15 protein-coding genes and 1 pseudogene are annotated in these 18,021 nt (G+C 68.3%); 13 read left to right on the plus strand and 3 right to left on the minus strand.

Translation table 11 applies throughout. From position 1 onward, the window contains the following. Nucleotides 1-88: 88 nt before the first annotated feature. Nucleotides 89-341, minus strand: a pseudogene (locus tag ACZ48Z_RS39980) (IS701 family transposase); the annotation flags it as partial. 411 nt (nucleotides 342-752) lie between these two features. Between ACZ48Z_RS39980 and ACZ48Z_RS39985 the strand changes: the two are divergent. Beyond that, nucleotides 753-2,288 (plus strand): aldehyde dehydrogenase family protein, encoded by a 1,536-nt coding sequence (locus ACZ48Z_RS39985; RefSeq protein WP_468740836.1) that lies wholly within the window; start codon nucleotides 753-755, stop codon nucleotides 2,286-2,288. A gap of 190 nt (nucleotides 2,289-2,478) precedes the next feature. Here the strand turns inward: ACZ48Z_RS39985 and ACZ48Z_RS39990 are convergent, their stop codons facing one another. Beyond that, nucleotides 2,479-2,739: a hypothetical protein gene (locus ACZ48Z_RS39990; RefSeq protein WP_468740837.1), complete on the minus strand. Its 261-nt coding sequence runs from the start codon at nucleotides 2,737-2,739 to the stop codon at nucleotides 2,479-2,481. A gap of 192 nt (nucleotides 2,740-2,931) precedes the next feature. On the opposite strand from ACZ48Z_RS39990, the gene ACZ48Z_RS39995 reads away from it, so the two are divergent. From ACZ48Z_RS39995 to ACZ48Z_RS40030, 8 genes are all read left to right on the plus strand, one after another. Further along, entirely contained in the window at nucleotides 2,932-4,422 is a 1,491-nt protein-coding gene (locus tag ACZ48Z_RS39995) for an aldehyde dehydrogenase family protein (protein ID WP_468740838.1), read from the plus strand. Nucleotides 4,423-4,911: 489 nt separating this feature from the next. Next, nucleotides 4,912-5,874, plus strand: a complete 963-nt coding sequence (locus ACZ48Z_RS40000) for an amidohydrolase family protein (RefSeq protein ID WP_468740839.1) — start codon at nucleotides 4,912-4,914, stop codon at nucleotides 5,872-5,874. Nucleotides 5,875-6,248: 374 nt separating this feature from the next. Beyond that, nucleotides 6,249-7,100 (plus strand): aldo/keto reductase, encoded by an 852-nt coding sequence (locus ACZ48Z_RS40005; RefSeq protein WP_468740840.1) that lies wholly within the window; start codon nucleotides 6,249-6,251, stop codon nucleotides 7,098-7,100. A gap of 418 nt (nucleotides 7,101-7,518) precedes the next feature. Further along, nucleotides 7,519-8,466 (plus strand): ABC transporter ATP-binding protein, encoded by a 948-nt coding sequence (locus tag ACZ48Z_RS40010; RefSeq protein ID WP_468740841.1) that lies wholly within the window; start codon nucleotides 7,519-7,521, stop codon nucleotides 8,464-8,466. Further along, nucleotides 8,463-9,302 carry an ABC transporter permease gene (locus ACZ48Z_RS40015; protein WP_356038725.1) on the plus strand — a complete coding sequence of 280 codons (840 nt, stop codon included), beginning with the start codon at nucleotides 8,463-8,465 and terminating at the stop codon, nucleotides 9,300-9,302. Before ACZ48Z_RS40010 ends, ACZ48Z_RS40015 begins: the two co-directional genes overlap by 4 nt. A gap of 27 nt (nucleotides 9,303-9,329) precedes the next feature. Next, nucleotides 9,330-10,613 (plus strand): sensor histidine kinase, encoded by a 1,284-nt coding sequence (locus ACZ48Z_RS40020; protein WP_468740842.1) that lies wholly within the window; start codon nucleotides 9,330-9,332, stop codon nucleotides 10,611-10,613. Next, nucleotides 10,610-11,278: a response regulator gene (locus tag ACZ48Z_RS40025; protein WP_402172263.1), complete on the plus strand. Its 669-nt coding sequence runs from the start codon at nucleotides 10,610-10,612 to the stop codon at nucleotides 11,276-11,278. The genes ACZ48Z_RS40020 and ACZ48Z_RS40025 overlap by 4 nt, the downstream gene beginning before the upstream one ends. A 207-nt stretch (nucleotides 11,279-11,485) precedes the next feature. Beyond that, nucleotides 11,486-12,070, plus strand: a complete 585-nt coding sequence (locus ACZ48Z_RS40030; RefSeq protein WP_356038730.1) for a TetR/AcrR family transcriptional regulator — start codon at nucleotides 11,486-11,488, stop codon at nucleotides 12,068-12,070. Nucleotides 12,071-12,080: 10 nt separating this feature from the next. On the opposite strand, the gene ACZ48Z_RS40035 is transcribed toward ACZ48Z_RS40030, so the two are convergent. Further along, nucleotides 12,081-13,781: an FAD-dependent monooxygenase gene (locus ACZ48Z_RS40035; RefSeq protein ID WP_468740843.1), complete on the minus strand. Its 1,701-nt coding sequence runs from the start codon at nucleotides 13,779-13,781 to the stop codon at nucleotides 12,081-12,083. Nucleotides 13,782-14,205: 424 nt separating this feature from the next. On the opposite strand from ACZ48Z_RS40035, the gene ACZ48Z_RS40040 reads away from it, so the two are divergent. The 4 genes from ACZ48Z_RS40040 (at nucleotide 14,206) to ACZ48Z_RS40055 (ending at nucleotide 17,977) form a co-directional block, all read left to right on the plus strand. After that, entirely contained in the window at nucleotides 14,206-14,958 is a 753-nt protein-coding gene (locus ACZ48Z_RS40040) for a fumarylacetoacetate hydrolase family protein (protein WP_468740844.1), read from the plus strand. A gap of 86 nt (nucleotides 14,959-15,044) precedes the next feature. After that, nucleotides 15,045-15,788 carry a methyltransferase domain-containing protein gene (locus ACZ48Z_RS40045; protein ID WP_468740845.1) on the plus strand — a complete coding sequence of 248 codons (744 nt, stop codon included), beginning with the start codon at nucleotides 15,045-15,047 and terminating at the stop codon, nucleotides 15,786-15,788. 96 nt (nucleotides 15,789-15,884) lie between these two features. Then, entirely contained in the window at nucleotides 15,885-16,874 is a 990-nt protein-coding gene (locus ACZ48Z_RS40050; protein ID WP_468740846.1) for a hypothetical protein, read from the plus strand. Then, nucleotides 16,874-17,977, plus strand: coding sequence for an alcohol dehydrogenase catalytic domain-containing protein (locus ACZ48Z_RS40055; RefSeq protein WP_468740847.1), 1,104 nt, complete (start codon nucleotides 16,874-16,876; stop codon nucleotides 17,975-17,977). The genes ACZ48Z_RS40050 and ACZ48Z_RS40055 overlap by 1 nt, the downstream gene beginning before the upstream one ends. Nucleotides 17,978-18,021: the final 44 nt, after the last annotated feature.

Genomic DNA, 18,021 nt, shown 5'->3' on the forward strand with positions numbered 1-18,021 from the left:
TCTTCTCCCCGTGGCCCCCCCCCCCTGCCCCCCCCCCCCCCCCCCCCTCCCCCCCCCCCCCCCCCCCCCCCCCCCCCCCCCCCCCGACCTCGCTGACGGAGTAGGCGTAGTCGGCGGCCACTGCCCGGCAGGAAAAGCCCGCCTCCTTCCCGCCGGCCCCGAGGGGAAGTGGCGGGCGGGGGTGTAGGGAGTTGCGTACACCGGCCCACCCGCTTCCGGCCCACATGTGCGGTCGCGGTGCCGTCCGTGCGGTCCCCGGGGTCGTCGATCACGATGACCCCGCCGTCGTGCGGAACGGTCGCCGGCTCCTTGCCTAGCAGGTCAAGCAGTCCATTGTTGACCTACTGGGTCTGTTCTTTGGCCCAGCGGTTTTCGGTTGGTCCGACAGCCCTGTACCGCCGTCAATTGTGGGCCTGTTGCCTCCCTGGGCCATCGCGGATGGGCAGTCAGGATCGCTGGAGGACGTTTACCGCGAGCACGGAGTCGATGCGGACAGCGTTGTCCGCGCTGCCCTCGACCTGACTGACTGATCCCCAAGCGCCTGCCTGCTATCAAATGCTTGACATCAATCACTAGGTTGATAACCTAGTACTTGCCAAGGACCTTCGAGCCATCGCTGAAGTCGTTCGCGTCGGCGTGCCCCTGCTGTCACATGGCGGCCCTTCATTGCGCCGAGCGCAACGTCCGTCACCTGCCCATCACCCTCGGGGTGCTGCTCGGCAGGAGGCGGTCGTAACAAAGTGGGAGAAAACATGACCAACAACACTCCAACGGTCACGCGTGACGGAGTCATCGGACAGGACGGGAGCGAGGTGGTCACCGTTGACCAGGCCACCGGCGCAGAGTTCGCCCGGTACCCCGTGGCCGGCAAGGAAGAGGCCGCCGCGGCTGTCGCTGCCGCACGCTCGTCCGCCGGACCCTGGTGGGACCTCGGATTCGAGGGCCGCACGGAGCGTCTGCGCGCATGGCGGCGGGAGATAGCCGTAGGTGGCGAGGAGGGGGCCTCCCTCATCCACGCCGAAAACGGCAAGCCCCTCGACGACGCCCGCGTTGAAGTGCTGGGGATTCTGGAGCACGTGCAGTACGCCATCGAAAACGCCGAGCGCGTGCTGGGTCGGCGGGACGTCCCCGCCAGCCCGTCCGTGCCCAACCAGCGAGCGTGGGTCGAATACCAGCCCTACGGCGTCGTCGGTGTCATCGGTCCGTGGAACTTCCCTCTCCTGACGCCGGGGGCCATCCTGATCGAGGCGGTCGCGGCCGGAAACGCGGCCATCCTCAAGCCCAGCCAGATCACGCCAGGCGTCGGGGAGTGGCTCGTCCGGACCTGGCAGCGTGCGGTCCCCGACCTTCCGAACGTCCTCCAGTGTCTCAACGGGTTCGGGGCCACCGGCGGGGCGCTCATCGAGGCCGGTCTGAACAAGCTCGCTTTCACCGGCAGCGTCGCCACGGGCAAGACGGTGGCCGCCCAGTGCGCGCAGACCCTGACCCCCGTTCTGCTGGAACTCGGCGGAAAGGACGGCGTCGTTGTTGCCGAAGACGCCGACTTGGACGAAGCCGCCAAGCACGTCGTATGGGGCGCCATACAGAACACCGGACACGGCTGCATCAGCCTCGAAGTGGCCTACGTCGTCGAGTCGGTGCACGACGAGTTCGTCGAGAAGATCAGCGACCTCGCCAAGCAGGTGCGCGTCGGCAGCGACGAGGACGCGGAGATCGGGCCGGTTCCCCTGCCCACTCAGATCCCGATCATCCGGGAGCACATCCAGGACGCTCTCGATCGCGGCGCCACAGCCACGGTCGGTGGCATCGAGGCAGTGGGGGAGCGCTATGTCACCCCCACCATCCTCGTCGGCGTGAGCCCCGACGCCCTGGCGGTGACCGAGGAGACGTTCGGACCCACGCTCGCCGTCGTCAAGGTCGCCGACACCGAGGAAGCCATCGCGCACATCAACGCCAGCCGCTACGGACTGGGCAGCGCCGTCTTCAGCCGCGACCGCGGCGAAGCCATCGCCCGTCAACTCCGCGTCGGAATGACCAGCATCAACGACGCCCTGGTGTTCTCCATCAACCCCGCCGTGCCCTTCGGCGGTCGCGGCGACAGCGGCTACGGGCGCAAGCAGGGCGAGGAAGGACTCCGGGAGTTCGCCTACCCGCACTCCTTCACCGCCAAGACCGGCCCCGCCCAGTTCTCGGCGACCACCTTCGGCAGGCCCGCGGGCGCGATGGCGGGAGCCCTCGCCGCCGTACGCGGCAGGATCCTGGCCGAGGGCGACAAGAAGACCGCCTGACCAACCGGCGGCCAGAGCCGACCGGGTGTTGTTCTCCATGGACTACCCGTTCGAGTCCAGCGCCGGAGCAGTGGCGTTCCTGCATTCCGCACCGTACGCACCGGCCGACCTCGCACGCATCGCGCACGGCAACGCCGACCGCATTCTGGGACTGTGAACGACCGACAGTCCACGTAGTCCCACATGTTCCTCACCCGCAGTGCGACGTGAGGAGCCACGATGCGGTGCACGCCAACAGGGTCAAGCGCGGCGAGACCGTCGTCGTCTCCGGTGCCGCCGGCGGGGTGGACTCACCTGCCGGCGCGATGAGTGGGGCGAGCTCCTGCAGTACGTCGGCGCTCGATGCGGCCGCGCTGTCCTCCGCCTTGGTGCCGTGCCTCGCCGTACCCGGGAAGCCGATGATCGTGTTGATCCGTCCACTGGGTACGCCGAGTTCCAGCGCCAGTTCCAAATGGGGATCTGGAGATCCCCATTGCAGGCGTCCACCGGCTCGATGACGTCCGCGAGGCATTCCGGGAGCTGGAACGCCGACACACGAACACCGAGATCGTTCTCTGGCCATGAGGGCCCTCATCCACCGGCGGCCGCCGCGTCTCGCGCACGAGTCGTCCAAACGAAGCGAACTCCTGAACGGAGCAAGACCATGGCAAGGTCGTCACAACCCGAGATCCGTACCCGGTGGTCGTCCGAGGACGTCACCGATCAGTTCACCGTCGACAACCCCGCGACCGGCGCGCCGCTGGCTGTCGTGCACGGCGCAGGCGACAAGGAAGTCGACCAGGCCGTACAGGCGGCCTACGACGCGCACTTCTCCTGGAAGGCCCGCACGGCCCGCGAGCGCGGCAGTTGGCTGCGCAAGATCGCTCAGGCGGTGCGCGAGCACGCCGACGAGATCGCGGCCCTGGAGTGCAGCGACAACGGCAAACCACTGACCCAGGCGCGCAACGGGGACGTGAACGCGGCGATCGGGGTCTTCGAATTCTTCGCGAGCCTGTGCGACTCCATGCCGGGCCAGGTCAATGACGGCGGAAGTCTGCTGGACATCACGGTGCTCGAACCCTACGGTGTCGTCGCCGCGATCGTGCCGTTCAACTGGCCGCCGATTCACACCGCCAGCAAGCTGGCCCCGGCACTGGCCGTCGGCAACGCGGTGGTCATCAAGCCGCCGGAGCAGGCCCCGCTCTCCTCCAAGCGCATGGTGGAGATCATCCAGTCCGTCCTGCCCGACGACGTGGTCCACGTCATTCCCGGCACCGGCTCGATCGGGTCCCGGCTCGCCGGCCACCCGCTCGTCGGCAAAATCTCGTTCACCGGGTCACCCACCACCGGCGTCTCGGTCATCAAGACCGCGGCCGACAACCTGACGCCGACTCTGATGGAGCTCGGCGGCAAGGACCCGTTCATCATCTTTGAGGACGCGGACCTCGACCTGGCGCTGCCGTGGGCGATCGAGGGCGGGCTCTACAACCAGGGTGAGGCGTGCACCTCGGCGTCCCGCGTCCTGGTACACGCCGACATCTACGACGAGGTGGCGCGCCGCTACGGCGACGCGGTGAAGCGGCTGCGCGTCGGTAACGGCGTCGATCCCGGCACGCACATCGGTCCGATGGTGTCCGCGGCCCAGCGCAAGCGGGTTCTGGACTACATCGACATAGGCGTCCAGGAGGGCGCCACGATCGCGGCGCAGGCGCCGCTCCCCGACGACCCGGAGCTGGCGGGCGGCTTCTACGTCGCGCCGACGCTGTTCACCGGCGTACGCCCGGACATGCGCATCGCGCAGGAGGAGATCTTCGGCCCGGTCATCTCGATGATCCCGTTCCACGACGAGGACGAGGCCGTCAAGATCGCCAACGGCACCGACTTCGGCCTGGTCGCCGCGGTGTTCACGACGGACTCCGAGCGCGCACTGCGGGTCAGCCGCGCCCTGCATACCGGGTTCGTCTTTGTGAACAACTACAACCGGAACTTCACGGGCGTGCCGTTCGGCGGAGTCGGTGCGAGCGGCTACGGCCGAGAAACGTCGGCGCAAACCCTGCATGAGTACGGCTACAGCAAGAACATCCGGCTGGTCTCCGGCAGGGGCGAGATCCCGCGCTGGGCGCCGGCCCTCGAAGTCACCGGACGAGCCCAGTGAACGAGCTGCTCGGTGCGAACCGGTCCGGATGCCAGGGGATGTCCCAGCAGGAGCAGGCATTCGACACGCGATTCTTCCAACTGAGGGGCTTGGAAGATCCCGGACACGGCCGCTGACCAGACACAAGATCAACTGACTTTGCAACAGCCCTGCGCGGGCGTTGTGGCCGAGCAGTGCATGAAGTTGTCCCGCCCCAGAATGATGGTGTTGTTCATGGGTGGCTTCCTCGGCGGCGTACGCGCGCATGACGGAAAACCAGATGCATGACAGCCGTAGGCAGGTGCCCGCCAACCGTCGACGCTGTGGGAGGCGGTACTTCGGCACCTCTGCCGGCTTCAGTTCGATGGCGTCAGCCCGGGATGCGAAGCGAACAGACATGAACCAGTGCCGCGTTCAGATCGGAATTCTCCGCTCCGGTAGACGGGGCTTCCCAGAGTCATGGAGTGGAGCGCGATCGTCGACGGCTGTGCTGACGGAAGGACAGGAAGCATGACGTTGGTCAATGGGTGGGTGGATGTTCACGCGCACTTCTTGCCGCCGCTCACGGAAGAGCAGCGGCTCAAGCAGTGGGAAGGCCTGCGCGCCATGCGGTTCCTGGCGACGCAGCCGTATGGCTGGAGTCCGGAGTCCGCCTTGGATTACATGGACCGGACCGGTGTCGCCATGCAGCTGCTCAGCAACATCCATACCCCCTCGCTGCAGGCATTGAGTGATTCCAACGACTACGGAGCGAAGATCGTCGCGGACCATCCGGCCAGGTTCGGGTTGTTGGCAGCACTTCCCACCGACGATCCTGAGGCGGCGCTGGCCGAGATCGAACGGGCCCAATCTGACCTGCACGCTGACGGATACGCGGTGAGCGCCCGGTACAACGGGGTGTTTCTCGGTGACGAGCGGCTGGAACCGGTGTGGGCCGAGCTGAACCGCCGCCGTGCCGTTGTCTTCGCCCACCCGAATACGATCGCGCCGGCGCAACTCGGCCTCCCTGCCGTCTTGATGGACGTGGCGTTCGAGACCGCCCGGAGCGTTGTCGACATGCTCTACGCCGGGGTGTTCCGCCGTTACCCTGACCTGACCGTGATCCTTGCCCATGCCGGTGGAGCGCTGCCTGCGATGTCCGGACGGCTGGGGCAGTTGGGGGCGGAGCCCTGGGTGCCCAACTCGCAGAACATCACCCGGGATGAGATCCGCGAGCATCTGGCCAGGCTGTACCTCGACACCGGCAACGCGGGAGCCGACGCCAGTCTCGCGCCGGCGCTCGCCATGGTCCCGCGTGAACACCTGGTCTACGGCTCCGACAGCGGCGCGCCGTGCAATACGGACGAGACGTTGGCGGCCAATATCCGGGCGCTCCGTGACTCCCGCGTGCTGGTCGAAGGCGAGGCCGACCAACTCGGCCATCGGGGCTGGGACCTGTTCCCGACTGCCAGCCGCCGCGCCGGCAGAAGGTGAACCGCTGGTCCAACCAGCAACCAGCAGCCGCCAGCCGCCTGCCGCCGGAAACGGGGGAGCGGACGGACTCGCTGCGTCCTGGGCAGGAGAAAACCAGCCCGGGTTGGAGCCGTCCCCGCACCGACTCCGGCTGACAGGACTTGGGCTCCCAGCCCGCCCGACGCGTGGGTGGGGGCAGTTCGAGACCTCGGACTCCTGGTGCGTGGGCGGCAAGGCCAAGACCAGCACCCTCACCAGTGCTTTCGCTCTGTCCGACCTCACGCGCGCCCAGGACGGACGCTGAACAGTGCAGGCGGCCACGAGAAAGTGGGAAAATTCATGATCAATAACACTCCTTGTCAGCACGTTGTGGAGCCGTACAGGAAGGGCCGCCGATGAGTAACGAATTCCGACTAGGACGCGACCTGGTCGTCAACCGGCTCGGCTTCGGTGCTATGCGCTTGCCGTCCAGGGAGGGCATGGGAGGGGCGGCCCGTGACCCCGAGACCGGCCGTGCCGTACTTCGCCGCGCTGTCGAACTGGGCGTGAACCACATCGACACCGCCGACTTCTACGTCAGTGCCGGTGGAGCGGTGCGCGCGAACACCCTGATTCGCGAGGCTCTCCATCCCTACGCGGCCGACCTGGTCATCGCCGCCAAGGTGGGCCCCATCCGCCGCCCCGACGGCTTCCGCCAGGCCGCCACCCCGGCCGACCTGCGCGGCTTGGTGGAAGCCAACCTCGATGGCCTGGGCGTGGACCGCCTCGATTTGGTCTACCTGCGCATCGGTCGGATGGAGCCCCCGCACGGAGAGTCGCTCGCCGAGCGCTTCGAGGCGCTCGCTGCGCTGCGGGAGGAGGGATTGATCCGTCACCTCGGCCTGAGCAACATCGACACCGCCCATCTCACGGAGGCTCGCGCGATCGCCCCGGTCGTGGCGGTGCAGAACCAGTTCCACGCCGCCAAGCGCGACGACGTGCAGCTGTTGGCGGCCTGCGAGGAGGCCGACATCGCATTCGTGCCCTTCTTCCCACTCGGTGGCGGGCGGGAACTCGACGACGAGCGGCTGGCGAAGGTCGCGGCCCGGCACGGCGCCGCCGTGTCGCAGATCGGCCTGGCCTGGCTGCTGGCCTCCTCGCCGGCGACCCTGGCAATTCCTGGCACAGGGTCTCTGTCACACCTGGAGGACAACATGGCCGTCGCCGGGATCACCCTCAGCGAGGAAGACCTCGCCGACCTCTCCTGACACCGAGGGCTGTCGAAACGCCTCAGGGGCAACCGTCACCAGCATCGTCGTGATGACGGGCGTGAGGCGCAGCGAACCGCGCCCGGCCGTGGTCATCGTCTTCTCATCGCCCAGCCGTGAGTGACGGAGGGTCAGCTACGCCTGGTCGAGCGCGGAACGAATGGGCCCACTGCGCCACGCGTGTCGGGGCGCCGAGTGTGGCGTCGGCGGGTCGCACTCCTCGGTTGCCGGATGCCTGCTGCGACCACCGCGGAGCCGACGCGGATGGAAAGTACCGCAGGTGCGCGCGTAGTACCGCGGTACCACGCGGACGGCGCAGATCAGCCTCTCGGTACCACCGGGCCGGGTGATTCGGCACCTAGCGTTGCCAGTGAGGCGTCGAAGTGACGGACGCCGGAGCCCGACAGAAAGAACGCGAATGATCGACGCACGGCAGTTGACCAAGAAATACGGCGAGAAGACGGCCGTCGACGGGCTGGACTTCGTCGTGAAGCCGGGCACGGTGACGGGCTTTCTGGGGCCCAACGGCGCGGGCAAGTCCACGACCATGCGCATGATCGTTGGCCTCGACGCCCCGACGAGCGGCTCCGTCACCGTGAACGGCCGCCCCTACGCCCGCCACCAGGCGCCGCTCCAGGAGGTCGGCGCCCTCCTGGAGGCGAAGTCGATCCACCCGGGCCGCTCGGCGTACAACCACCTCAGGGCACTCGCGCTGACGCACGGCATCCCGGGCCGCCGGGTCGACGAGGTGATCGACCTCGCCGGACTCGGCAGCGTGGCGAAGAAGCGGGCCGGAGCCTTCTCGCTCGGCATGGGCCAGCGGCTGGGCATCGCGGCGGCGCTGCTGGGCGATCCGCAGACGGTGATGCTGGACGAGCCGGTCAACGGGCTGGACCCGGAGGGGGTGCTCTGGATCCGCAACCTGCTCAAGGGGCTCGCAGACGAGGGGCGGACGGTGTTCGTGTCGTCCCACCTGATGAGCGAGATGGCTCTGGTGGCGGACCACCTGATCGTCGTGGGGCGGGGTCGGCTGCTGGCCGACACGACCGTTGCGGACCTGATCCGCGAGGCGGGCGGGGACACGGTGAAGGTGGTGACGCAGGACCCGGCGCGGCTGCGGGACGTCCTGTCCGGGCCGGGTGTCGACGTCACCGGGCGGATCGGTTCCGAGGAGCTCCAGGTGACTGGGCTGTCGGCCCGCGAGATCGGGTTGAAGGCGGCTGAGCACGGGATCGCCCTGTTCGAGCTGAGCGCGCGGACGGTTTCGCTGGAGGAGGCATTCATGGAGCTGACCAGGGATGCCGTGGAGTACCACGGCTCCACGACCGGGATCGAGCCCCTCGATGCCGTCGGGAGGACCGCATGAGCACCCTCACCGCAACCGCCGAGGAACCCCGGACCACCCCCGCCCGGCCCGTCTACCGGGTGACCGGACGGCGCGTGCTGTCCTCCGAGTGGGCCAAACTGTGGTCTCTGCGCTCGACCTGGATCACCTTGGGCCTGGGTCTGCTGTTCGTGGTGGCCTTCGGCCTGATCGCCGCGAGCCGCTACAAGTCGGGGATCGACTCCGGCAACCTCGACTCGGACTTCGCCGATTCGACGACCGTGAGCCTGTCCCTCTTCGGTACGAACTTCGCACAGCTGGCTCTGGGCGTGCTCGGGGTGCTGGTCACGGCGGGGGAGTACTCGACCGGGATGATCCGCTCGACGCTGGCGGCGGTGCCCCGGCGACTGCCCGTGCTGTGGTCCAAAGCGGCGGTGTTCGGGCTGGTCGCGCTGGTGGTGGGGACGCTGGGTGCGTTCGTCACCTTCCTGATCGGGAGCGGAATCGTCTCGGGCACGCCCGCGGCCATGAGCCTCTCGCACGCGGGTGTCCTGCGGAGTCTGCTGGGCGCAGGGCTCTACCTCGGCCTGGTCGGGGTGATCGGAGCCGCCCTGGGCGCACTGCTGCGGTCGGTGGCCGGCGGGATCTCGGTCCTGGTGGCCACCCTGATGCTGATCCCCGGACTGATCTCCCTGCTGCCGAGCTCCTGGCAGGACGACATCAGCCCCTACCTGCCGTCCAACGCGGGGCAGGCGATGTTCGCCCTGACCCACGACTCCACGACCCTGTCGCCGGGCGCAGGACTGCTGGTGTTCCTGTGCTGGACGGTGCTGGCGTTGGGCGGCGCGGCATACCGGCTCGTGCGCAGTGACGTCTGACGCCCGCGCCATCGTCAGGTGACGTCCGTGACCACCGATGACATCAGCGGGATGGGGCCGCTGGTCGCCCGGCTGTCCCGGGGCGGCCAGCGGCTGCGGCAGGCCGACCGGACACATCCGTGGGTGCTGGACACCGCGGTCGTCGTCCTGGTCTTCCTGATGTTCTGCCTGCCCGACCTGATCCACGGCGGTGTGGACGACGCCGACAGCCCGCCCCGTGTCCGGGGCGCCTTCACTCACCTGCCCATCGCGGGCATGCTGGTCCTGCAGGCCGGACTGATACTGCCCCTGCTGTATCGGCGGCGCACGCCCGCGTTGGCCTTCGGCGTCATCGCCGTGGTGTTCGTCCTCCAATGGTCCCTGGGCGCCGCGATGCGCGCGGACATCGCACTCTTCGTCGCCCTGTACAGCCTGGCCCTGCACGGGCGGCTGCGCCAACTGCCGTGGGCGTGTGCGGCGATGGCGGGTGCCATGGTGCTGGTCGCGGTGCGTGTGTCCTCGGTGGTGTCGGTCTGGGACGCGCTGTTCTTCCTGCTGAGCACGGCGACTGCGGCGCTCGCGGTCGGCATGGTGGTCCGGATCCGCCGGGCCCAGCTCGCCGTACTGCGTGAGAGGGCCGCGCGGCTGGAGATCGAGCGCGACCAGCGCAGCCGGCTGGCCACGGCCACCGAACGCACCCGTGTCGCCCGCGAGATGCACGACATCGTCGGCCACAACCTGTCCGTCATCATCACGCTCGCCGACGCCGGCGCCTACGCCACCGACAGCGCCCCCGAACGCGGCAAGGAGGCCCTCCAACTCATCGGCGACACCGGCCGTCAGGCACTCGGCGAGTTGCGGCGGGTCCTCGGTGTGCTGCGCGAGGCCGCGGACGGCCCCACGGGTGGTCCCGAACTCAGCCCGCAGCCCGGCGTCGTGGACATCGGCGCGTTGTGCGCCAAGGTGCGCGCCGTGGGACTGGAGGTCATCTACCGGACCTACGGTGACGTGGATGCCCTGGACAGCGGGGTGCAGCTGACGGTGTACCGCATTGTCCAGGAAGCCCTCACCAACACCCTGAAGCACGCCGACTCCGGCACCCGGGTGCACCTGGCGATCCTCGTCGAGGACAACTGGCTGACCATCCGGGCCCAGGACACCGGTCCGGCCACACCGTCCGGACGGCCGAACGAGGAAGGACACGGGCTGGTGGGGATGCGGGAGAGAGCGGCCCTGTACGGCGGCACCGTCAGCGCCGGACCGGCGAGCGGCGGAGGATGGAGCGTCGAGGCCGTCCTCGACCTCACACCTGGAAGCGGCGGTGACCGATGACCACCGTGCTCATCGTGGACGACCAGCCGCTGCAACGCTACGGCTTCCACCTGCTCCTGGACTCCGTCCCCGAGACCGACGTCGTCGGCGAGGCCGCCCACGGCGCCGAAGCGGTCCGCAAGACGGCCGAACTGCGCCCGGACGTCGTCCTGATGGACGTCCGCATGCCCGGCATGGACGGCATCGAGGCCACCCGCCGCATCGTCGCCGCCGGCGGCCGCTCACATGTCCTCGTGCTCACCACCTTCGACCTCGACGAGTACGTCCATGCCGCCCTGAGGGCCGGCGCGAGCGGGTTCCTCCTCAAGGACGCGCGCCCCGAGGAACTCCTTGCCGGGATCCGCGCGGTCGCGGTGGGCGACGCCGTCATCGCGCCCGCTCTCACCCGTCGCCTCCTTGAGGAGTTCGCCCAGTACGTCCCCTCCCACAGAACCGACCCCGCCGAGGATCCGAGGCTCACCTCGCTGACCGACCGTGAGCGAGAGATCCTCGTGGCTGTCGGCAAGGGCTGGACCAACGGGGAGATCGCCGCGCGGTTCGTTCTGTCCGAGTCCACGGTCAAGACGCATGTCGGCCGTGTCCTGGCCAAGATCGGGGCCCGTGACCGCATCCAGGCGGTGATCTTCGCCTACGACCACGGCCTCGCCCGGCCCACTGTGGAGTGAACCGACGGGCGGAGGCCGCCTGGAGGAACGCCGTTGGCCTGGGAACTGGGCGCCAACTGTAAGGCGCCTTTTGTAGTGCCATCGGTGACCGCCGCAGGGACTCCTTGCCGGGCCTGGTGGGCACAGCGCTCCTTCTCCTGGGCAGGGGGCGGTCTGCCGGGTGTCTAGACTCACGTGAGATGTGGTGAACGCATGGGAGGAGTCGGGATGCCGCGGAACCGCCAACAGATCCCCCGGGAGGAGCGCACGGGTGATCTGCTAGCCGCGGCCACCGAGCTCTTTCTGGCGAGGGGCTACGACAAGACCACGATGGCGGACATCAGTTCCGCCGCCGGGGTGGCCCGGGGCAACGTCTATTGGTACTTCGACTCCAAGGACCACATCTTCGCCGCCGTCATCAACCGCATGCTCAGTCGCGAGATCCGCATCCTGAACGAGGAGCAGGCCGGTGCCGACCCGCTGAGCCGCCTGGTGCGCGGGCTGTCCGACATGCGCTATTCCCGGCCGCTGCACCAGGCCATGCACGACCGGCTTCCCCATTCGGAGGCAGTTCGCGAGGCTCACAACACCTTCCTGAACTGGATCGTCGGACTGGTCGACGAATTCATGGCCGAGCGCGGCCTCGACGACATCCCTGACATCGATGCCGAGCTCGTCCGCGATGTCGCGATCGCCGTCTTCGAAGGGGCGCACGTGCCCAATGACTGGAACAGACCGGCCCACGAGATGATCCGGTTTCTGCTGGAGTCCGTCGTGGCCAGGAGCTCAGCGGCCAAGGGGCGGAAGCGCTGAGCGCAGTGCCTCAGACGAGGTGAGTCCCGACGCCCGCTGATACCGCCTGCCCTGCACCGGCCGCTTTGGCGTCCACGGGCGTGAGCATCGCCCCGCGGAGCATGTCGAGCACGGAGACGGGATCCGCGGGAGCCTGCCGACCCCGCCAGCCGACGTGGCCGTCCGGGCGGACGAGGACGAATGGCCGCTCGTACAGCTCGGCGGCGGCCGGATCGGCGAGGCGCAGCACCGTCAACGGCACACCACACCCGCGGGCGGCCTGCACCAGCGGCGTCGGGTCCGCGGAGCCCGAGACCACGAGCGTGAACCCGCGTCCGAAGTGGTCGAGCACCGAACTGCCGTCGGGCAGCCACACGTGCGGTGCGCGGCAGCCGGGCCACGTCGACGGCACGTACTCGTCCGGCTGGTCGGGCGGTTCCGGACTGCCGTCAGGCACGCAGACCGGGGAGCCGCTGTAGCGGTATCCGAGCTGGACCCCCGTGCAGCGGAACTCCTTGGCCCGGGACCGGTGGATCTCATGGCCCATCTCACGGCGGAGCCGTTCGCCTTCCGCGTCCATGCGGTCGAGCACCGGATCGGGGACGAGCTGCGCGTCGGCTCTCCAGTTGCTGGAGGCTTCCGTGACGTTGCGGACGGCGATCGGCCGCCGCTCCTGTTCGTAGCTGTCCAGGAGCGCCGGGCCTCCCCATCCCTGGAGGGTCGCGGCGAGCTTCCAGCCGAGGTCCACGGCGTCGCCGATCCCTGTGTTGGCGCCGAAGCCGCCCTTGGGCCACAGCAGATGCGCCGCGTCGCCCGCGAGGAAGACCCGCCCGTCACGGTAGGTGCGGGCCACGACGCAGTGTCCGCTCCAGGGCTGTGCTGCGAGGATCTCCACGTCGATCGGCGCCCCGGCGGCCTCGTGCACCCAGGCGACCGCGTCGTCGAGGTCGGGCTCGTCGTCCAGGTAGACCGAGAGCCGCCATTCGTCCACGCCGTTGACGACAGTGATGTAGGGCCTGCGTGCCGATGACAGGGTGTGGATCTGTACCGCGGGGCCACCCAGCCGCTGTTGCAGCAGGTCCAGTAGCTGCGGCGCACGGAAGTGCACAGCGAAATTGTGTCCCTGGGCGAACATGCCCTCGAACTCGATGCCGAGCGCCCGACGGATGCCGCTGCGGCCCCCGTCGCAGGCCACCAGGTACGTGCCGGCCAGCGTCTCAGTGGCGCCGCTCGCCACGTCGCGCACCACGGCCAGGACACCCTCGGAGTCCTGCTCCATCGTCTCCAGGCGGGCGCCGTACCTGATCTCGACTCCCGGCAGTTCACTGGCCGTGCGTGCGAGCAACGGAACGAAGGAGAACTTGGACAGGAACGCGGGACCCTCCGGCGTCAGCGGGGTGTAGACGCCCGCAGAGCGGTTGGTGACCCCGTAGTCGAAGTCGGTGAGGACCTGCCCCGTGGCGGAGGTGGCGAACACCGTTCGGTGCGGGTAGTCCGGGGGCGGCGCGGACTTCGTGCGTGCTTCTTCCGCGCAACCCCAGCGGCGCAGGTGTTCCATGGTGCGCGAAAAGATCGCCTCGCCTGCGGGAAAGGGCACGCGGCCGTCGCCCTGATCGATCACGGTGACCGGGATACCACGCCATCCCAACTCGGTCGCGAGGGCGAGGCCTACAGGCCCTGCTCCCACGACCAGGACGCGCCCGGATGCGGCTGTCTCGTGCTGGTCGGACATTGAAGATCTGCCTTCCTGAGCAAGGGGCGGAGCGTTGATGGTCCCATCTCTTGAACCTGGGTCAGAGTTACACGAGCATGTCGCCATAGGGAAGACCTGGAAAAACACAAGACTTCTGACCGCTCGTGTGCGGTGTTACGCTCGTCTTGCGTTCAAGAGAGAGGGAGCGTGTTGGTGATTCCCGCTGATCACAGCGATGCCGGGAGCTGCTGCCTGGCTCTGGTTGTCGGATACCACCACGCCTTCGACGGAGGCCGGGCCGCTGCCGGGATCGACCTGCTGGTAGACGGCAGACCGTCCGCGTGACTGCCCGTATGCGGAAGCCCGATGGTGCGTACGTCCTGGACCGCGGGCAGCGGTGCATCACGCGCCGCACCACAAGGCCGTTGCGCCGCACAGATTGACGGGCAAGGAGGCCCTCACGATGACGACGACCCCTCAGACCGAGACAGGGGCCGACGGGACACAAGCCGTCGCGCTGCAGCTCTCAGAGCTGGTGCTCAAGACCGCGCGCTACGACGACATGGCCGCCTTCTGCACCCACGTTCTCGGGCACGGTCCGTTCTACGAGCGGACTTTCGATCCGGACGCCCCGCCGAGCCCGGCCGAGCCGGTCGTCTTCCTGAAGGCACCGTCCTCGGTCCTCGGTACTGGAGAGCGGATCCGTTTCCCGAAGGCAGCCCCCGACGCGGTCGACCACGAAGGCGAGCTCGCGGTCGTCATCGGCCGACGCGCGACCGACGTGTCCGAGGTGGAGGAGTACGCCTTCGTCGCCGGCTTCACGATCGTCAACGACGTCAGCGCCCGTGACGTGCAGAAGGGCCGCCGTATCCCAGGCCGGTCGGCCGATGTCACCGCCGCCAAGAGCTTCGACACCTTCACCCCCATGGGGCCCGCCCTTGCCACGCTCGACGAATTACCCGACCCCGACGACCTGCGCCTGCGCACCTGGGTCGATGGCGAGCTGCGCCAGGACGCGCGCACCTCGCAGCGCATCCACCCTGTTCCAGCGCTGGTCTCTTGTCTCTCTCGGCAGACGACCCTCGAACCCGGCGACGTGATCAGCACCGGAACCCCCGCTGGTGTCGGCCACAAGCAGGGACTCTTCCTGCGGTCCGGCACCGAGGTGCGTATCGAGATCGAAGGGATCGGCGCCCTCGTCAACATCAGCGCTTGATGGACCGGGCGCTTTCCGGGGCGGCATTCCAGCCGGAGAAATGCCGCCCTCATCACACGATTCCGGCAGGCTACGGAGGCCATGACATGAGTACACAAGCTGAGGACAGCTTCGGTGGCGGAGACCCCTGGAAGTACATCCAGCCGTGGGACGAGGAGCGTTTCGGTTCGGAGATCCACGACGTCAACCAGCGGGTGAAATGGGAAATGACCATGGCCATCGCCGGTGGTCTGCCGTACATCTGGCAGGAGCTGGCCCGGCCGATCTCCGAGATCGTCTACGGTCTCCTCGAACTCCGTGCCGGAGACCGGGTTCTGCTCATCGGTGAGGGCATCGCGCCCGCCGGATGGGTCGAGGACATGCAGGCCATTGTGGGGCCGGACGGCGTCATCGACACCGTGGAGATCATCAAGGACGGACGAAACGCCGTCCTGGGCAAGGTCCCCGGCCGGAACGGCCAGATCGGCTGTTGGCGCTGGTCGTACACGGACGCGGTGGACGATGAGGCATACGACTGCGTCGCCGTGTTGCAGGCCACACAACACTCCGACGACTGGCACGAGACGGCCGCGGACCTGCTGCGGGTGATGAAGCCCGGCCGACGCATCGTGCTGGCCGAAGCGGTCCTGAAGGGAACGACGTTCACCTCCCGTATCAACTCTGATGTCCACCTTCGGCAGTGGTTCGACAAACTCTTCGCGCACGTCCCCGTGGACGACATCCCCTACTACTCCGGAGAACAGATCCGTGAGGCGTTCGGGGACAAGGTCGACAGCCCCCAGCTGATGGAATGGAAGGGCATCGAGATGTACTGGGGCCGAAAGCGGTGACCACTGCCACAGGCTTGGGGCAAGGGGCCGCGGCACGCGTTCCCTCCCCGTCACCAGAGTCGATCCACCCCTTCACCCAAGGACGAGGAGGTCCCCGTGAGTGTCGTTGAAGACGTCATGGTTCTGGGCTCCGACCATCCGTTGCGCAGTATCGTCCGCGACGAGCACCTGCTGCTCTCGCCGCCGCATCCCCCGAAGGTGCCCGTCAAGTTGTGGGGGGAGCACCCGCCGCTGACCGTGGTGCACTATCCGCAGCAGTACGAGCCGGAGGTGTTCGCCCCGCCGCGCGGTGTCTACGAGAACGACGAGATCCGTGTCGAGTGGCAGAAAATGGACGGCCGGCAGCCGTTCTACCACCGCAATTGCGACGTCGACGAGATCTCCTACCAGATCGGTGGCGAGCGGACGCTGATGTCCGAGCTCGGTGTGATCGAGTTCCAGACCGGCGAGTTCTCCCGCATCCCGCGCGGCGTCGCCCACGACAACTACGGTCGCGAGGACAGCCACCTGCTGTTCTACATCCCCGCACCGGTCACCGAACTCGCACTGGCCCAGCGGGAGTCAGAGGCCATGATCCCGCCGTTCCCCGGTTGGCAGCCCGGCGAGACCAACGAGGCGATCACGCAGTGCATGGCCGCGGCGGGTCACGACATCACCGTCTTCGGGGCCGACGAACAGCTCCTGCTCGAGCAGGTGCACCAGGAGGAGCGGCGGATGACGGTGCTGCGGGCCGATCCCGCTCAGGACGTGACCTGGCTGTATTCGACCGATCGCATCCGCCTCGGCATGGTCACCACCGTTCCTGGCGGGCAGCGCCGCTACCGGCGCACCCTCGACGCCGACGAAATCCAGTACCAGGCCCATGGCCACCGCACGCTGATCACCCAGCGGGGCATCGTCGACCTTGAGCCGGGTGATTTCGTGCGCATCCCGCTCGGCATCTCCCACGCCAGCGTCGTGACCGAGCCCGGTCACTACGTCAGTCTTCTCTCGCACCAGGAACTGCCCCAGGTCGCCGAGACCGCGCGTACGGCGGACGCGTACACGCCGGAACGGCTCCCGAGCCTCACCGTGGAGGTCCGCTGATGGCCACGATGCTTGCCCTGCGTGCGCACAAGGGTGCCGAAGCGCTCGTCCTTGAGGAGGTGCCCGTCCCCGACCCGGGTCCGCTCGACGTGGTGGTGAAGGTCGCCTCCGCCGGTTTGGCGCCGGGCATCATGCGCCTGCTTCGGATGGGAGCGCTCAAGCACCTGCCCACCACCCTCGGCCACGAGGCCGCAGGCGTCATCTCCGCCGTCGGCCGGGACGTCACCGGCCACGCGGTCGGCGACCGGGTGCGGGTGCACCCTCTGCTGAACTGCCGTGAGTGCGAGTACTGCCGTACCGACCGGGACATGATGTGCGCCCAGCAGGCCATGCTCGGCCACGCCGCCTTCGGCGATGCCGCGATGCCTCTGTACGAGCAGTACCACGACGGCGGACTCGCGGAGTACGTCCGTGTCCCGCACTGGCTGATCGATTCGCTGCCGGACTCCGTCGGCTTCGATGTCGCGGCCAAGGTCCAGGATCTGGCCAACGCCGTGCGCGCACTCAAGTGCGCCGACCTTCCGGAACGGGCCACGCTCGTGGTCACCGCCGCGACCGGCACCATGGGAACCGCGACGGTCAAACTCGCGGAGCACTTCAAAGTCGCCCGTCTGATCCTCGTCGGCCGCGACAGCGAGCGCCTCCACCGTGTGGCGGGGCTCGCTGGCGGCATACCGACCGACGTCGTTGCAATCGGCGAACTTCCTAAGAACTGGTCGACCGACGGTTCTCTCACCCGTCGGCTGCGCGAGCTGGCACCCGGGGGAGCCCATGCCGTCATCGACTTCATCCCGGAGGGGCCCGCCCTCGGCCAGGCCATGGCCGCTATGGCCACCGGCGGCACACTCGTACACATGGGCGGCAACTCCACCCCGCTGGCGCTGCCCCCCATCGCCCTGATGATGCACTGCTGGCGCTTCGTCTCCACGCGCGCCTACACCCGCCAGGACGCGACGGATGTCCTGCGTCTGCTCGCGGCGGGCACCCTCACGGCAGACGAACTCATCACCCACCGGTTCCCGCTCACGGAAGCGCTCAAGGCCATGGACGCAATGCAGCAACGCGTCGAGGACCCCATGTGGATGACCGTGATCAATCCATGACCCGACGCACGCACGCGTCACGGCTCCGCGGAGTCGCCTCAGAA

It is taken from the genome of Streptomyces sp. NPDC031225 (assembly GCF_055570355.1).